Source organism: Rhizobium sp. SL86 (assembly GCF_026672545.1).
GTDB lineage: Bacteria > Pseudomonadota > Alphaproteobacteria > Rhizobiales > Rhizobiaceae > Neorhizobium.
Genome location: NZ_JAPPRJ010000009.1, coordinates 342,604 through 359,453 on the forward strand (window position 1 = coordinate 342,604; position 16,850 = coordinate 359,453).

The following is a 16,850-nucleotide window of genomic DNA, read 5'->3' on the forward strand; positions in this document are numbered from 1 at the left end:
TCAGTTCCCCTCGAAGACCGGCTTGCGCTTTTCGGCAAAGGCTTCGAAGGCACGGCGGAAATCCTTCGTCGCCATGCAGATCGCCTGAGCCTGGGCTTCCGATTCGATGAGTTCCTCGATCCCCATCGCCCATTCCTGGTTCAGCATGGTCTTGGTCATCGTGTGGGCAAACCAGGGGCCGTCGGCGAGCGATTGCGCCAGCTTCAGCGCTTCCGCCTCAAGGGAAGCAGCCTCGTGCAGGGTGTTGAAGAAGCCCCAGGTATGCCCCTCGGTCGCACTCATGGCACGACCGGTGAACAGCAGTTCCGCGGCGCGGCCCTGGCCGATGATGCGCGGCAGGATCCCGCAGGCGCCCATGTCGGCGCCGGCAAGGCCGACGCGGGTGAACAGGAATGCCGTCTTCGCTTCCGGGGTGGCGAGACGCAGATCGGAGGCCATGGCCAGGATTGCACCGGCTCCGGCGCAGATGCCGTCGATGGCCGCAATGATCGGCTGCGGGCATTTGCGCATGGCCTTCACCAGATCGCCGGTCATGCGCGTAAACGCCAGAAGGTCGGGCATCGCCATCTGGGTGAGCGGTTCGATGATCTCGAAAACGTCGCCGCCGGAGGAGAAATTGCCGCCCGCACCGGTCAGTACCACCGCGCGGATATCGGAGGCATAGACGAGATCGCGAAAGAGGTCGCGCAGTTCCGCGTAGCTATCGAAGGTCAGCGGGTTCTTGCGCTCCGGCCGGTTGAGCCGGATGGTGGCGACGCGCGACGTCTCGTCGACCTCGAGGAGAAAGTGCCGGGCCTTGTAATCCCTGAAGGGCTTCAGGTGTGATGCCATCGACGGCTGATCTGTGCTCATCCCGAAAAAACCTCCCCACCGGCGACCGCGATCGCCTGACCGTTGATTGATTGCGCGGATGGCGAGGCCAGCCACAGAACGGCGTCTGCGACCTCCTCCGGGCTCACCAGCCGGCCTTGCGGATTGTGTTTCGTCAGTTCCTTCAGCGCATCCGCTTCGCTGCGGCCTGTCTTGTCGATGATCGTCTGGATCGCAGCACGCACCAGCGGCGTATCGGTAAAGCCGGGGCACACCGCATTAACGGTCACGCCGGTCTTCGCCAGTTCCAACGCCAGCGACCGTGTGAGGCCGATCACGCCGTGTTTGGCGGCGCAATAGGCGGAGACATAAGCATAACCGGTCAGGCCGGCGGTCGAAGCAAGATTGATGATGCGGGCGCCAGGGCCCCGCTGTTTCAAGTCCGGCAGCACCGCCTGCGTCACGTTGAAGACACCGGTCAGGTCGACGGCCAGCACATGGTTCCACATCTCGAGCGTCGTTTTGTCGAAAGGCGCGGTCGGCGCTTCGCCGGCATTGTTGACCAGGATGTCGACCGGCCCGAAGACCGCATGTGCCGTCTCGAGCCCCACCGTGATCGCCTGCGGATCGGTCACGTCGAAACCGGGCACGGCCAGCGCGTTTTCCGTCCCGAGCATTGCTGCGAGGTCCTGCAGCGGTTCGTGCCGGCGGCCGGCGAGTGAAACGTGCGCGCCCGCTTCCGCAAGCGCCGTCGCAATCGCACGCCCAATGCCGGAACCGGCACCGGTGACGAGGGCATGGCGACCGTCGAGACGTTTGGTGACCATTATCGGCAATCCTATTTCACCGGCTGCTGGGCACGGGCGAGGTTTGTCTCGTATTGGCTCTTGCCGGAATAATACTGCTTCGGCCAGGCGATGTCGGTGAGCCCGATCTTTGCCGCCTCATGCAGCGTCCAGGCGGGATCGGCAAGATGCGGACGGGCAACGGCGCAAAGATCGGCGCGGCCGGCGGCAATGATCGAGTTGGCGTGGTCGGCCTCCGAGATTGCCCCGACGGCAATCGTCGGAATACCCACCTCGTTGCGGATCTTGTCGGAAAACGGCGTCTGGAACAGGCGGCCATAGACCGGCTTTTCCTCCTTCCACACCTGGCCCGACGAGCAGTCGATCAGGTCGGCACCGGCCTCCTTGAACATCATTGCGAAGATCGCCGCATCGTCCGGCGTATTGCCGCCGTCGAACCAGTCGTGGCAGGAGAGACGCACCGAAATCGGCCTGTCCTTCGGCCAGATGGCGCGCACGGCCTTGAAGACTTCCAGCGGATAACGCGCCCGATTCTCATGGCTGCCGCCATATTCGTCGTCGCGCCGGTTGGTGAGCGGCGACAGGAAGGAGGAGAGCAGGTAACCGTGCGCGGCGTGGAATTCCAGCCAGTCGGCGCCTGTCTCGATTGCGCGGCGGGTGGCCGCCTCGAAATCCGCCGTCACGCGGTCCATATCGGCGCGGTCCATCGCCTTCGGTACCGGGCTGTGTTTGAGGTAGGGCAGGGCAGAGGCCGAGATAAGGGGCCAGCCGCCATCTTCCAGCGGCTGGTCGATGCCGTCCCAGGCAAGTTTCGTCGAGCCCTTGCGGCCCGCATGGCCAAGCTGGATGCCGACCTTGGCGGCGCTGTTCTGGTGAACGAAATCGACAAACCGTTTCCAGCCGGCGATCTGCCCGTCGTCCCACAGGCCAAGGCAGCCGGGGGTGATGCGCGCGTCCGGCGACACGCAGGTCATTTCGGCAAAAACCAGACCTGCGCCGCCCATGGCGCGGCTGCCCAAATGTACCAGATGGAAATCATCAAACCGGCCGTCGGTGGCGGAATACATCGCCATCGGCGAGACGACGATCCGGTTCGGCAGGGTCACACCACGGGCGGTAAACGGCGTGAACATCGGCGGCGGCACCTTGCCGCTGCGCCCGGCCGTGGCACCGGCCTGGCTGGCGAACCAGGCCTCGAAACCTTCCAGCCAGCTCTTGTCACGCAGGCGGAGATTTTCGTGGCTGATGCGTTGCGAGCGGGTCAGCATGGAATACATGAACTGTTCCGGCGGCAGCGTATCGGCATAACGGGTACCGACCACCTCGAACCATTCCATGGCGTTGCGGGCGGCATTCTGGATGCGTGCCACATCGACGCGGCGAATCTCTTCATAGGTATCGAGGACCGCGGGGATCTTGTCGCTGCCGTGGCCGGCCTTGTTAAACTGGTTGGCAAGCTCGATCGCATCGTCGATCGCAAGCTTGGTGCCGGAACCGATAGCGAAATGGGCGGTATGAGCGGCATCCCCCATCAGCACGACATGGCTGTTACCGTTGAAATGGCTCCACTTTCCGCAGATCAGCCGCTGGAAGTTCAGCCAGGACGAACCGCGCAGGTGCCGCGCATTGGTCATCAGCGGCGCACCTTCCAGCACTTCCGCGAACAGGTCCTGGCAGAAATCGATCGAACCCTGCTGGTCGAGTTCACCGAGCTTGTGGGCCTGGTAGGCTTCCTCCGTCGTCTCAACGATGAAGGTGGAGGTGTTTTCGTCGAACTTGTAGATATGCGCTTGGAACCAGCCGTGTTCCGTCTTACGGAAATCGAAGGTGAAGGCATCAAACAGCTTGTTGGTGCCGAGCCAGATATAACGGTTGGGACGCACCAGCATGTCCGGTTCGAACACATCGGCATATTTCTGGCGGATCCGCGAATTCACCCCATCCGAGGCAATGACAAGGTCGGCATCGGGAAAATCCTGATCGCCTTCCGCATCCGTTTCGAAGACCAGTTCGACCCCAAGCGCCTCGCAGCGGCGCTGCAGGATGTTGAGGAGTTTCTTGCGGCCAATGCCGACAAAGCCATGACCGCTCGTGCGCTGCCTTGTACCCTTGAACAAGACCTCGATATCGTCCCAGTGATTGAAGGCCTGCTGTATTTCCGCGGCACTCTCTGCGTCCCACGCCTGCATCGACACCATCGTTGCGTCGGAAAACACGACGCCCCAGCCGAATGTGTCGTAGGGGCGGTTTCGCTCGACGACCCGGATGTGATGCTCCGGGTGCAGCTTTTTCATCAGGAGCGCGAAATAAAGACCGGCGGGGCCTCCTCCGATGCAGACGATGCGCATGTTGTCCCGTCCTTCCCTGGATCTGTCGAATGCTGTTCCGATTATTATTTTAAGTTTAAAATAGTCTCAGCATGGCGGAAGCGTCAAGCGCCAAATTGCCTCAGGCCGGCATGCACGAAGGCAGGGGACAGTCACCTGAATCCGTATCAGATAAGTTGACAAACGCATTCATATTAGTAGTTATGGCGCCGCGACATGTAACCCGTGCACGTCGGTTGAGGGCAGATGCGGCGCCCGCATCTGTCTGAATGAATTGCCGTGCAGTCAAAGGAGGCCGCAATGGCCGAGCAATCCTCTCTCGAGCGCCGCTCCCAGGGTGCGCAGAGCGATTTTCGTCTCGCAACTCCCGAATTTCTCCTCCAGACCCAAGGCCTTCGGCAGATCCTGCCGCAGGGCCCGCTTGCCAGTCTCGCCAAACGCACGACGGATTTCTTCTCCAGGTGCGACGAAGGACCGGCGCTTCTCGTCGGGGCCCTGCCATTTGATGTGGAAGGCGACGATCACCTCTTCCAGCCGGAACGCATCGGCGGCAGCGAACAGATCGCTGCTGCAGAGCAGGCCGCCTTTGGCCGCCATTGGCTGGTTGAACCGGAACCATCGGCGGCCGGTTATGCGGCGGCGGTCGCAAATTGCCTTGCGGTCCTCAAAGCCGAAGACGGCGTGACGGGCGGGCTGTCGAAGGCGGTCCTCTCGCGCAGCCTGCGGCTCGAATCGGACCAGCCGATTTCGGTTGCGAGCCTCTTGCGCCGCCTGAGCATCGATCCATCCGTGACGGTCTTTAAAACGCCTCTGCCGGAACAGGCTGGTCTCGCCCCCGTCATGATTGGCGCCACGCCCGAACTACTGGTTTCCAAGAAGGGCGATCAGGTCGTCTCCCATCCGCTCGCCGGCTCCGCGCGGCGCTCCTCCGACCCCTCTGCGGATCGCCAGGCCGGCCGCGATCTGCTGAATTCGGAAAAGGACCAGCGCGAACATCGCGCCGTGACCGAGGCGATCTTCGATGTGCTGTCGCCTTATTGCATGGAGCTTGGTGCGCCGGATGGCACGACACTGCGTGCCACCGCGACCATGCTGCATCTCGGCACGCGCATCGTTGGCCGGTTGAAGGACCGCGACACTCCGGTCGGCGACCTTCTGCGCCTTCTTCACCCGACGCCCGCCGTCTGCGGCATGCCGCGCCGGCGCGCCGCAGACGCCATCCGTTCGCTTGAAACATACGACCGCGGTTTTTATGCCGGTGCTGTCGGCTGGATCGACGCTCGGCAGGATGGCGAATGGTACGTGTCGATCCGCTGCGCCGAAGTTGCCGGACGCCGCGCCCGCGTCTTTGCCGGTGCCGGGATCGTTTTGGGCTCCGACCCGCAGAAGGAAACCGAGGAAACCTCAGCCAAATTCCAGGCCATGCTGAATGCCTTCGGGATCGATGAACATGGCCGCCCGTTCCAGGAGAATGCCGCATGATACCGCTCGTCCAGCCGTTTCCGCCGGAATTCGCCGAACGTTATCGTGAGGCGGGTTTCTGGCGTGGCGAGACCTTTCCGCAGATGCTGCGGGACCGGGCAGCACGTTTCGGTGACCGGCTTGCCGTCATTGGTGGCGATCAGCGGTGGACCTATACGGAGCTTCTGGCGCGGGCCGAGGCGGCGGCCTGCGGTTTCCTGCGGCTTGGCCTGAAACCCGGCGACCGCGTCGTCGTCCAGTTGCCGAACATTCCGGAATTTTTCTCCACCGTCTTCGGCCTGTTCCTCGCGCGCCTTGTTCCCGTCTATGCGTTGCCTGCGCACCGCCAGACGGAAGTGGTGCATTTCCTGCGCCGTTCGGAAGCTGCAGCTTACGTTGTTGCTGCAACGCATGATGGGTTCGATTATCGGGTGCTGGCCCGTTCTGTGCGTGAGGAACTGCCGGATCTTGGCCATGTCGTGGTCGTCGGAGAGGCGCAGGAGTTCACGGCCTTTTCCGGATTCACGTATGATCCGGAGAAGGCATTTTCCGATCCGGAGCCGTCATCCGTCGCCTTCCTGCAGATTTCCGGCGGCAGCACCGGCCTGTCGAAACTCATCCCACGCACTCATGACGATTACATCTATTCCTTCCGGGCGAGCGCCGAGATCTGCGGTCTGACGCACGAGAGCGTCTACATGGTCGCGCTTCCCGCGGCCCATAATTTTCCGATGAGTTCGCCGGGATATTTCGGTGCCTTTTATGTCGGTGCGACTGTCGTGCTCGCGCCTTCACCAAGTCCCGAAACCGCCTTCCCACTGATCGAGCGGGAGAAGGTGACGATCACCGGGCTCGTGCCACCGCTGGCGCTGCTCTGGTTGCAGGCGGCGCCAACGTCGAAATACGACCTCTCCAGCCTTCAGGTGCTGCAGGTTGGCGGCGCGAAATTCATGCCGGAATCGGCCAAACGGGTGCGCCCGACATTGGGCTGCACGCTGCAGCAGGTGTTCGGCATGGCCGAAGGCCTTGTCAACTACACGCGGCTTGATGATCCCGAAGAGATCATCGTCGAAACGCAGGGGCGGCCGATCAGCGAGGCCGACGAAGTTCTGATCGTCGATGACCAGGGCAATCCGGTGGCCGATGGCGAGGCCGGCAATCTTTTGACGCGCGGTCCTTATACGATCCGCGCCTATCATAACGATGCGGGTGCCAATGCCCGCTCCTTCACCGAGGACGGTTTCTACAAGACGGGCGACGTGGTGAAGCGGACGCCCGAAGGCTACCTCGTGGTCCAGGGGCGTGCCACCGATCACATCAACCGCGCCGGCGAAAAGATCTCGGCCGATGAGATCGAGGATCATCTGCTCGCCCATCCGAACGTTTTCGATGCGGCGGTGGTCTCGATCCCCGACCAGTTTCTCGGCGAGCGCACCTGCGCCTTTGTCATCCCGCAAGGGGAAAAACCCAAGGCGCCGGCGCTGAAAGCCTTCATGCGCACCCGCAAGGTCGCCGACTTCAAGGTGCCGGACCAGATCGTTTTCGTCGAGGCCTTCGATCTGACGGCCGTTGGCAAGGTCAGCCGCAAGGAACTGCGCGCCCGATTGCGCGCCCAGTTCCTCGCCGACGAACAGCTGAAAGCAGGACAATAACATCATGGCATTGCCGAAAATCGCTCCTTATCCGCTGCCGACAGCGGAGGAACTTCCGGTTCCCAAAGGCACCTGGATGCTGGAGGCCTCTCGTGCAGCCTTGCTGATCCACGACATGCAGAACTATTTCGTCAACATCTTCACGCCGGATGCCGCGCCGATCACACCGGCCACGGCAAATATCGTAAAGCTTGCGGCCTGCGCCCGCGCGCGCGGCATTCCGGTGTTCTACACCGCGCAGAATGGCGATCAGGACCGGCGCGACCGCGGCCTGCAGGCCGATCTCTGGGGGCCCGGCATGACGTCCGCGCCGGAACATCAGGCGATCATTCCCGAGCTTTTGCCGGAATCTATCGATTTCGTGCTGGTCAAGCACCGCTACAGCGCCTTCCAGCGCTCGAACCTTGAGACCATGATGCGCGCCCGCGGCCGCGACCAGCTGATCGTCACCGGCATCTACGCCCACATTGGCTGCATGATGACGGCGGCGGAAGCCTTCCAGCGCGATATCGAAGCCTTTTTCGCTGCCGATGCGCTCGCCGATTTCTCCCGCGACCAGCATGACATGGCCATCGCCTGGGTCGCAGGCCGTTGCGGCATTCCCATGACGACCGATTCCATTCTCGAACGCCTTGCCGCAACCGGAGCCTGACCGATGACGATCACCTTGGAGCGTATGCGCGCCGATGTCGCCGCCATGATCCACGAGGCGCCGGAAGATGTCGGCCTGGACGACAACCTGATGGATCTCGGTCTCGATTCCATGCGGCTGATGAACCTGATCCTCGCCTGGCAGGAAGCCGGCGTTGATCTCGATTTCGGCAGCTTTGCCGAAGAGTTCACGCTGTCCGGCTGGTGGCGCGCGATCGAGGCGAAGCGGGCACAGGGATGACGGCACAACGAAGAGACGGTACCGCGATGACCCTCATCGACGTCGCGGGAGCAACGGAGGATCGGTCTCCGCTGACCGAAGCCCAGGCTGGCCTCTGGTATGTTCAGAAGATCGACCCGGACAATCCGATCCTGAATGCCAGCCAATATGTCGAGCTGAAGGGCGAGCTGGATCTCGCGCTTTTCCGGCGTGCCTTCGAGACGATGGTGGACGAGGCGGAATGCCTGTCTCTGGTGTTTGAGGAGACCGCTTTCGGCCCCGCGCAGCGGCGCGACATGTCCACGCGACCCGCGCTGACAGTGGTCGATCTGACGGCTGCAGCCGATCCGATGGCCGAAGCTCTGGAGGCTATGGCGAAGGATACCGCGACCGCGGTCGACCTCGCCAAGGGACCTGTTTCGGCCTTCGTGCTCTACCAGCTGTCGGACAGCCATTGCCTCTGGTACGAGCGGATCCATCATCTGGCGATCGATGGCTACGGCATCGTGCTGGTGACGAACCGTGTCGGCGAAATCTACTCCGCCTTGAAAACGGGCGCCACGCCATCTCCATCCTTTGCGCCGATTTCGGCGGCAATTGCCGAGGACCAGGCCTATCTCACGGGCGAACGGCGCGAGAAGGACCGCGAATTCTGGAAAAACGCGCTTTCCCGCCTGCCGGAAGTCGCAAGCCTGGCCAGCGGCCGTGCGGTCTCCGGTCACACATTCCACCGCAAGACCACGCATCTGCCGGCATCGCTGTTCGAAGCATTGACCGCACGGGCTCAGGCCCTCAACGTGACCTGGCCGGACCTTCTGACGGTGTTGGTGGCAAGTTATTGCCGCCGCTTCGCGGCTGCGCCGGAGATCGTCGTCGGATTGCCGTTCATGGGTCGGCTCGGCAGCAAGGCTGCGCGGGTGCCCTGCACCTTGATGAACGTGCTGCCCGTGCGGTTTTCCGACCTCGAAAACCTGTCGTTACAGGAGGCTGCGGTCGAGGGAGCCCGCACGCTGATGGCCTGCCGGCGGCATGGACGTTACCGCAGCGAACAGCTGCGCCGGGATCTCGGTCTGATCGGCGGCCAACGCCGCCTGTTTGGCCCGCTCGTCAACATCCAGCCCTTCGATATGCCGCCGGCCTTTGCCGGTCTCGATGTGACCTTGCACATTCTGGGCGCGGGCGCGGTGGACGACATCACCTTCACCTTCCGCGGCGATGCGAAGACGAAGCTGATGATGGAGGTCGACAGCAATCCGGCGCTTTATTCTGCCGCCGACACCGCGGCCCATGCCGACCGGCTTTTCGCTTATCTCGAGGCCGCTGTCTCCGCTAAGCGGCTGGCGGACGTGCCGCTTGCGAGCCCGTCCGAAGTCCAGCGTTATCTGTTTGATGCCAATGCCACGGCGCATGCCGTGCCCGAGGTGACGCTGGTTGATCTCATCGAACGGTCGATGCGGGAGACGCCCGCGGCACCGGCTGTTTCGTTTGGCCCGGAAGTCCTGTCCTATGCCGAGCTGGATCGGCGCAGTCGCGCGCTGACCGAACAACTGACAGGGCTCGGCGCTGGAGGCGACAGCGTGGTCGCCGTGGCCCTGCCGCGATCGCTGGATCTCGTTGTTGCGCTTTTTGCGATTCTCAGAGCCGGCGCCGCCTATCTGCCGCTCGACACGCAACACCCGAAGGAGCGGATCGGCCGGATCCTGGCGTCTGCAAAACCCGTTGCCGTGCTGGCGGGCCTTGAAGACGGCCACCTGTTCGAGCAAACGATCCTGCCGCCCGAAGACTGGCAACGGGACCCCATCGGCACCACCTTGACGCCGCCGGAACCGGGCAACCTCGCTTATGTGATCTACACCTCCGGTTCGACCGGCGAGCCGAAGGGCGTGATGATCGAGCATCGTGCCATCGTCAACCGGCTGGAATGGATGCGCGAGCATTACGGTTTCGGCCCGGATGACCGGATCCTGCAGAAGACACCGGCGACTTTCGATGTCTCCGTCTGGGAATTTTTCCTGCCGGCGCTTTCCGGTGCGACGCTCATCGTCGCGCCACCCGATGCCCATCGCGATCCGCAGGCGATCGCCCGGCTGATCCGCGAAGAAGCGATCACGACGCTGCATTTCGTGCCGTCGATGCTCTCGGCCTTCCTGGCTGCACCGGAGTCCGAAGGGCTACAGGTTCACCGCGTCTTCTGCAGCGGCGAGGAGCTGACGCCGGATCAGCGCGACCGGTTCCACCAGCGCATTGCCGGCGAACTGCACAATCTCTACGGGCCGACGGAGGCGGCGGTCGATGTCAGTTTCTGGCCGGCCGGGCGCGATGATCGTTCGGCACCGTTGCCGATCGGTTTTCCGGTGTGGAACACCAGCCTTTATGTGCTGGACGACAATCATCTGCCGGTGCCCCCCGGTGTCGCAGGACACCTTTTCCTTGGCGGCGTCCAGCTCGCACGCGGTTATCTCGGCCGCGAGGACCTGACGGCGGACCGTTTTCTCGCAGATCCGTTCCGCCCGGGCGGACGCATCTACAGGACGGGCGATCTTGCGCGTCTGCGTGAAGACGGCGCCGTGGTCTTCCTCGGTCGCTCCGACCATCAGGTGAAGATCCGCGGGCTGCGCATCGAACTCGGGGAGATCGAGGCGGCTGTCATGGCCTCCGGCCTTGTGCGCGAGGCGGTGGTGATCGCCAGGGAGGGCCGCGCCGGCGACAAGCGGATTGTTGCCTATGTCGTCGCAGCCCCTGACTTCGATGGCGACGCTTTGAAGGCGGCAATCCGGGCGCGTCTGCCGGATTACATGCTGCCTTCGGCAATCCTGCGCCTGGAGGAATTGCCGGTCACCGCCAATGGCAAGCTCGACCGAGCCGCCCTGCCGGCACCGCATCTGGAATTGGGCGGGGGCCGGCCGGCGGAAACGCCGAGCGAAAAACTCCTCTCGCGGCTCTACCACGACCTCCTCGGCCTCGAGAGCCTGCCGGATGCGGAGGCCGACTTCTTCTGCCTCGGCGGCGATTCGCTTCTGGCGGTGCATCTGGTTCTGCGCATCAAGGAAGAGACCGGCCGCGATCCGGGACTTGGCGCCATCTTCGAGCAGCCGGCGATTGCGGCCCTTGCCGCCGTGCTCGACCGGGCCGAAATCGATCATGGCCTGGGTCCGATCATCCGGCTTGCCGACGGGGATGCGCGGCGTGCGCCGCTGTTCCTCATCCATCCCGCCGGCGGAATTTCCTGGGGTTATCGCCATCTGGCCCGTGCGCTGGGCGGCGTAAGAACAGTCTACGGCCTGCAATCGCCGGCGCTCGACCCGCACGAGGCCCTGCCGGACAGTCTCGAGGTGCTGGCACAGACCTACGTCGACCGGATGGTCGAAACCTGGCCGAGCGGGCCGTACCATGTGGCCGGCTGGTCGGTGGGCGGCATCCTTGCCCAGGCGATGGCGGCAGAGCTGGAGGCGAGGGGGCTTGCGACCGGTGTCATTGCCATGCTGGACAGCTATCCCTGCGAGTGCTGGCGGGCGGAGCCGGAGCCGGATCAGACCGCTGCCCTGCGGGCCTTGCTTGCCATTGCCGGCCATGACCCCGAAGCGCATCCGGAACTGACGACACGGGCCGCGATCACCACATTCCTGCGCAAGGGAAAGAGTCCCCTCGGGAGCTTGCCGGATGCCGCACTCGACGGGGTGATCCGCGTGGTGCTCGATACCAATCGCCTCGTGCGGGGCCACTACCATCGGCGGTTTGGCGGAACGGTCATCCATGTGCGAGCCGCGCTCGATCACCAGGGACGCGGACTGACGCCGCAGCTGTGGGACCCGCATGTCGGTGCGATCGATCGTATCGACGTGCCCTTCCTGCATCCGCAACTGACCTCGCCGGACGCGACAGCGCAGATCGCGCCGGAACTTGCGCGGCGTCTCCAGCCATTCGACAGATCTGAGGATACATGACATGCGCCTGACAGGCATTGAGGGAAAGATCGCGCTGGTCACCGGCGCGGGCGGCGGGATCGGGCGTGCGGTGGTCGATCTGCTGGTCGAAAGCGGCGCAAGGGTCGTTGCCACGGACCATGAAGCGGCCATGCTGGATATGCATCGCCACCACGCACCGGAACAGGTTGTGTGCCATGTTCTCGATGTCCGCGACAGCACCGCGGTCGATGATCTGGTGGTGGAGGTGGAACGTGACCTCGGGCCGATCGATCTCGGCATCAATGTCGCTGGCATTCTCTCCACCACGACGGTTGTCGAGACGGACGATGCGAACTGGCGCAACGTGTTTGCCGTCAATACCGATGGCGTCTTTCACGTCTCACGCGCGCTGGCGCGTGTCATGAGCCCGCGTCGACGCGGGGCGATCGTTACCGTCAGTTCCAATGCCGCCGGCGTGCCGCGCCATGCCATGGCAGCCTATGCCGCCTCGAAGGCGGCGACGACCATGTTCACCCGATGCCTGGGGCTGGAACTCGCCCCGCTCGGCATTCGCTGCAACATCGTGGCTCCGGGTTCGACGCTGACCCCGATGCAGACCGGCATGTGGGCGGATGAGCGGGGGGCGCAGCGTGTGATTGCCGGCGTACCGGAACAGTTCAAGGCCGGCATTCCGCTGCAGAAACTCGCGACGCCGCAGGATATCGCCCAGTCGGTGCTGTTCCTGCTGTCCGATCAGGCCGGGCACATCACCATGGCCGACCTCTATGTGGATGGCGGGGCGACGCTGCGGGCCTGAGGCCGTGAGTTCGACGACATGAGAAACGGACGTCGAGATTTATCTTGAGAAAGTAAATCATGTTATATAGTGCTCGCAGCCGGACACGTTGCCCAAGCGACGCACCAAGACCCTCGAAAGCAGGACAAGCACCATGAAGCAGCAGACGACATCGACCGCAGCGCTCCCCTTCAAGATCGGGCTCAGCCGCCTGGCCCTCATCGCAGGAACTATGGCGCTTGGACTGACCGGCGCGCATGCGCAGAGCGCTTTCGATACGCTCGACAAGGACTACAAGGGACAGGTCCGCGTCAGTGCCGCCCAGCGTGGACAGCCGCTCAACGCCGGTGGCGAAGTTGCCGTCCAGGGTCAGAACTTCAAGCCTGGCCAGAAGGTTCAGCTGCTGCGCGGCACAACGGCCCTCAGCGATTTCACCGCCGATGCCGAGGGCAAGATCCAGGGCAAGTTCAGCCTGCCGGCCGATGCGGTCGTCGGTACGCATCCCCTGATCGTCACGACGGAATCTCCCTATTTTGCGGATGTGGTGAAGTTGAAGATTTCTCCGAAGGTGCCGCTGTCGGGCGAAGACAAGTTCGCCATGAAATCGGAAAAGCCGGGCTCCGGACTGTATCAGGTTGCCTTCAGCAAAAAGAACAATGCGCTGTTCGTGACCGCCTCATCCGGCCGCCCGCCGGTCAAGAATTCCGAGCTCATCAAGCTCGATCCGCAGACACTTTCCACCATTGCCAAGGTGACGCCGGCTGAAGCCCCGGCGCAGGGCGAGCGCGGCGGCGGTGTTTTTGCCGTCTATGGCATCGGCGTCGATGATGCCAATGATACGGTCTGGGTCACCAATACCCGCCAGAACACGGTGGCCGTCTATAAGCAGTCGGATCTGTCTCTGGTGAAGCAGTTCGCACCCGGTGCGGCAGAACATGCGCGTGATGTGAAGGTCGATGAAAAGAACGGCAAGGCCTATGTGAGCCAGGTAGGGGTGCCGGAAGTCGCCGTCTTCGACACGAAGACGCTGGAAAAGCTTGCGTCCATCCAGATCCAGTCGAAGGTCCGCGGTGAACGGTTCTCGCCTGCCAGCATGGATTTCGATCCGGCGAGCGGCAAGCTGTTCGTCGTCAGCCTGTCGTCCAACGAAGTGGCTGTCATTGATTCGGTTGCCGGCAAGGTTGAGAGCGTCTTCCCTGTGAAGGGCGGTCTGTCGACCATCGGCGTTGCCTACGACGCCGCCGACAATCGCATCTTCGTCGCCGGTCAGGGCAGCGACGACCTGCTGATTCTCGACGCCAAGACAGGCGATCTCCTGCATGACGTAGCCGTCGGCGCTGGCGCCCTCAACGTGACATTCGAACCCGTGTCCAAGACCGCCTATGTCTCGGCGCGTGATGCCGGCACAGTGACGGTGGTCGATGCGGACGGCAAGATCGTCGCGAACCTGTCCGTCGCGCCGTTTGCCAATCACGTTGTTTCGGACGGCAAGGGCGGCGTCTACGCGGTCAACAAGTCGCTCAATCCGGAAGACGACAAGGGCGACCGTGTGACCCTGATCACGCCGGCCAAGTAACTCGTCCTTTCATCAAAGTGACGCGCCGCGCATTCCTGCGCGGCGCGTTCCGTTTGTCTTGGCGAGACGTCGATTCAAGACCTTCGGCATCTGCTTGCCTGGCTGGTGAAGCAAATTCGCCACAAAGATGATTATTATATTCATATTTTAACAGGTCATATTGAAGACAAGTTGACTCCACTTTTCTGCCTCAGTTACTGGAGTGACGAAGGCAGGTTTTCGGCGGCTCCATGGGGAAGCTTCAACTGAAAACCGGAACCGCTGATCCTTGCGGTAGGCCTCGCATGTTTCAGGAGTGGGCTATGTTACAAGAAAAGACGTTTGGGCCGCTGCGGCCGCTGATTTCCGGCGCTGCGGCAACCGCCGGCCTTGCCATGACGGTCTCGGGTGTGCCGGCTGTCGCCAATGCGCAGACCGCCTCGGCAGGCTCGACAACGGCGACCGCGGATAACGAGACGGTACTGAACCGCGTCACGGTCTCCGGCCAGGGTGCTGCGTCCTCCGGCAATACCAACCAGACGACGACGGGCATCGCCCGCCTTCCGGCGACGATCAAGGAAACCCCGAAGATCATCAACGTCGTCTCCGAAGAAATCATTGAGCAGCAGCGCGCCACGACGCTCGAGCAGGTGCTGCGCAACGTGCCAGGCATCACGCTCTCGACCGGCGAAGGCAATGGCGGCCAGAACGGCAGCCAGTTCCGTATCCGCGGTTTCCAGGCCCGCTCCGACGTTTATGTCGATGGCCTCAAGGATTTCGGTGTCTATTCGCGCGACACGTTCAACACGGAAAGCGTCCAGGTCTTTAAGGGCCCGGCCGGGGACAATTTCGGCGGCGGTAATACCGGTGGCCTGATCAACCAGACCAGCAAGCGCGCCAAGCTCGAAACCTTTGCCAAGGTGGACCAGGCGATCGGCAGCGGCCCGACTTACCGCACGACGGTGGACGCCAACTACCAGGTCAACGAAACAAGCGCGGTGCGCTTCAACGGCGTCTTCCACAAGCAGGATGTGGCCGATCGTGACAACGTCACGGCCGACCGCCGCGGCTTCGCCGTCGATTTCGGCACCGGCATCGGCACCGAGACGGAATGGCACCTCAGCTACAGCTACCTGCATGGCGACGGTGTGCCGGATTACGGCCAGCCGATGGTGCAGGGGTCCAATGGCATCTACCTGCCGGCCGCCGAATACGGTTTCGACCCGTCGATCTCCTATGTCCGCTCGACCAACCAGGACGTGACCAACAACCACATGCTGGGCTCCAGCCTGCGGAGCGAACTGACCGACTGGCTGACGTTGACCAATGACACGCGGCTGACCTTCTACAGCCGTGACTTTGGCGGCACGCCGCCGGGCTCTTGCTCGATTAGCAATGGCTGCGCCGCAAACTTCTTCAACCGCAGGCTCTCTGCCACCTATTCGCTGGGTGCCGGCGGCGGCCTGACCTATCAGCAGGACGGCTGGGCGATCCAGAACGTTACCTCGGCCCAGATGGAATTCGAGACCGGCTCGATCCGCCACAAGGCCGTTGTGGGCCTCGACGTGAGCTACCAGAACGATGAGCGCGTCAACGGTTCGTGGCCGACCTGGAGCAACCGCAGCGTCGAATCGCTGTTCAGCCCGCGCTATTATTACAATTTCTCGCCGGTCTACGATTATGCCGCCAAGCGCACGCTGGATGCGACGAATGTCGGCCTCTTCGCCAGCGACCGCATTTATCTGAACGACGCCTTCTCGGTCCTCGGCGGGCTGCGGATGGATTATTTCAAGACGGAAATGCAGCAGAGTGGCGCCTCCGTCGATCAGAGCGACACGAACTACAATCCGTCCTTCGGGGTGATCTGGGAGCCGACGAAAGACTATTCGCTCTACGCCTCCTTCTCGCGCACCAACAAGCCGGTGGCGACCGACATCGCTGCCCTCACAGGCAACGCTTCGGAGCTTCCCTCCGACACGGCACCGCTGTCTCCGGAACGCTCCGACGTCTGGGAAATCGGCGCCAAGGCTGATCTTCTCGACGGTCGTCTTGGCCTGACGGCGGCCTTTTTCCAGGTCGACAAGGACAATGCCTACAATGAAGTGACCGGTCTTCCCGGCGGTGCGCTGGATGCGCCCACCAGCCGCCGCGTTCGCGGCGTGGAAGTTGGCGTCAGCGGCAAGATCACCGACGCGTGGACCATTCTTGCCAACTACGCCTACATGGATGGTGAAATCACCTCCTCCACCACGGCCTCGCAGGTCGGCAAGACGGCTCCGGACGTCTCCGAGCACACCGTCAACCTGTGGACGAACTACACGATTGCCGAAGAACTGTCCTCGGCTCTGCCGGGCAAGGTCTCCGTCGGTGGCGGCGTCACATATGCAAGCTCCTATTGGCTCGATGCGAACAACACCTACAAAATCCCGGAAGCCTTCTCGCTTGATGCCGTTGTTGCCTACGAGACGGACAAGTTCCGCATCTCGCTCAACGGCTACAACCTGACGGATCACCAGAACTATTCGTCCGGTCAGTCGGGCCGCGCGGTTCCGGCCTCGGGTCGTACCTTCATGGTGAACATCGGCACGACGTTCTGATCGTCGGTCCCGTGTTGAAAACCAGCCATGCGCCGGAGGACGGCGCATGGCATTTTGCATGACAGACAAC

General features: G+C 62.8%; 11 protein-coding genes. 8 read left to right on the forward strand and 3 right to left on the reverse strand.

The window, feature by feature from the left end:
- From OU993_RS24950 to OU993_RS24960, 3 genes are read right to left on the reverse strand one after another with little or no spacing between them, the layout of a single operon-like run.
- The gene (locus tag OU993_RS24950; protein ID WP_268161618.1) at positions 1–852 is read right to left on the reverse strand and encodes an enoyl-CoA hydratase family protein; all 852 of its coding nucleotides are present in this window, start codon (positions 850–852) and stop codon (positions 1–3) included.
- Complete coding sequence (locus tag OU993_RS24955; protein ID WP_268161619.1) at positions 849–1,637, reverse strand: SDR family NAD(P)-dependent oxidoreductase; 789 nt, start codon at positions 1,635–1,637, stop codon at positions 849–851. The genes OU993_RS24950 and OU993_RS24955 overlap by 4 nt, the downstream gene beginning before the upstream one ends.
- Before the next feature lie 11 nt (positions 1,638–1,648).
- On the reverse strand, positions 1,649–3,964 hold the full coding sequence (locus OU993_RS24960; RefSeq protein WP_268161621.1) for a bifunctional salicylyl-CoA 5-hydroxylase/oxidoreductase: 2,316 nt from the start codon (positions 3,962–3,964) through the stop codon (positions 1,649–1,651).
- Between the two features lie 279 nt (positions 3,965–4,243).
- Here OU993_RS24960 and OU993_RS24965 point away from each other — a divergent pair, with 279 nt between their 5' ends.
- The 8 genes from OU993_RS24965 to OU993_RS25000 all read left to right on the forward strand — a co-directional run bounded on the left by OU993_RS24965 (position 4,244) and on the right by OU993_RS25000 (position 16,780).
- Entirely contained in the window at positions 4,244–5,425 is a 1,182-nt protein-coding gene (locus tag OU993_RS24965; RefSeq protein WP_268161622.1) for an isochorismate synthase, read from the forward strand.
- On the forward strand, positions 5,422–7,056 hold the full coding sequence (locus OU993_RS24970) for a (2,3-dihydroxybenzoyl)adenylate synthase (protein ID WP_268161623.1): 1,635 nt from the start codon (positions 5,422–5,424) through the stop codon (positions 7,054–7,056). Before OU993_RS24965 ends, OU993_RS24970 begins: the two co-directional genes overlap by 4 nt.
- Positions 7,057–7,060: 4 nt before the next feature.
- Positions 7,061–7,708 carry an isochorismatase family protein gene (locus tag OU993_RS24975; RefSeq protein ID WP_268161624.1) on the forward strand — a complete coding sequence of 216 codons (648 nt, stop codon included), beginning with the start codon at positions 7,061–7,063 and terminating at the stop codon, positions 7,706–7,708.
- A gap of 3 nt (positions 7,709–7,711) precedes the next feature.
- The gene (locus tag OU993_RS24980) at positions 7,712–7,948 is read left to right on the forward strand and encodes a phosphopantetheine-binding protein (protein ID WP_268161625.1); all 237 of its coding nucleotides are present in this window, start codon (positions 7,712–7,714) and stop codon (positions 7,946–7,948) included.
- A 26-nt stretch (positions 7,949–7,974) separates the two neighbouring features.
- Entirely contained in the window at positions 7,975–11,871 is a 3,897-nt protein-coding gene (locus OU993_RS24985) for an amino acid adenylation domain-containing protein (protein WP_268161626.1), read from the forward strand.
- 1 nt (position 11,872) lies between these two features.
- Entirely contained in the window at positions 11,873–12,649 is a 777-nt protein-coding gene (locus OU993_RS24990; RefSeq protein WP_268161627.1) for a 2,3-dihydro-2,3-dihydroxybenzoate dehydrogenase, read from the forward strand.
- Positions 12,650–12,782: 133 nt separating this feature from the next.
- A complete protein-coding gene (locus OU993_RS24995; protein WP_268161628.1) occupies positions 12,783–14,204 on the forward strand; it encodes a YncE family protein in 1,422 nt (473 codons plus the stop codon).
- A gap of 302 nt (positions 14,205–14,506) precedes the next feature.
- Positions 14,507–16,780 (forward strand): TonB-dependent receptor, encoded by a 2,274-nt coding sequence (locus OU993_RS25000; RefSeq protein ID WP_268161629.1) that lies wholly within the window; start codon positions 14,507–14,509, stop codon positions 16,778–16,780.
- Positions 16,781–16,850 lie beyond the last annotated feature (70 nt).

Excerpts from the sequence above, each read along its gene's own strand:
- OU993_RS24960 (WP_268161621.1), bottom strand. The coding sequence starts at position 3,964 with ATGCGCATCGTCTGCATCGGAGGAGGCCCCGCCGGTCTTTATTTCGCG.
- OU993_RS24970 (WP_268161623.1), top strand. The coding sequence starts at position 5,422 with ATGATACCGCTCGTCCAGCCGTTTCCGCCGGAATTCGCCGAACGTTAT.
- OU993_RS24995 (WP_268161628.1), top strand. The coding sequence starts at position 12,783 with ATGAAGCAGCAGACGACATCGACCGCAGCGCTCCCCTTCAAGATCGGG.
- OU993_RS25000 (WP_268161629.1), top strand. The coding sequence starts at position 14,507 with ATGTTACAAGAAAAGACGTTTGGGCCGCTGCGGCCGCTGATTTCCGGC.
- OU993_RS24975 (WP_268161624.1), top strand. The coding sequence starts at position 7,061 with ATGGCATTGCCGAAAATCGCTCCTTATCCGCTGCCGACAGCGGAGGAA.
- OU993_RS24965 (WP_268161622.1), top strand. The coding sequence starts at position 4,244 with ATGGCCGAGCAATCCTCTCTCGAGCGCCGCTCCCAGGGTGCGCAGAGC.
- OU993_RS24950 (WP_268161618.1), bottom strand. The coding sequence starts at position 852 with ATGAGCACAGATCAGCCGTCGATGGCATCACACCTGAAGCCCTTCAGG.
- OU993_RS24990 (WP_268161627.1), top strand. The coding sequence starts at position 11,873 with ATGCGCCTGACAGGCATTGAGGGAAAGATCGCGCTGGTCACCGGCGCG.
- OU993_RS24955 (WP_268161619.1), bottom strand. The coding sequence starts at position 1,637 with ATGGTCACCAAACGTCTCGACGGTCGCCATGCCCTCGTCACCGGTGCC.
- OU993_RS24985 (WP_268161626.1), top strand. The coding sequence starts at position 7,975 with ATGACCCTCATCGACGTCGCGGGAGCAACGGAGGATCGGTCTCCGCTG.
- OU993_RS24980 (WP_268161625.1), top strand. The coding sequence starts at position 7,712 with ATGACGATCACCTTGGAGCGTATGCGCGCCGATGTCGCCGCCATGATC.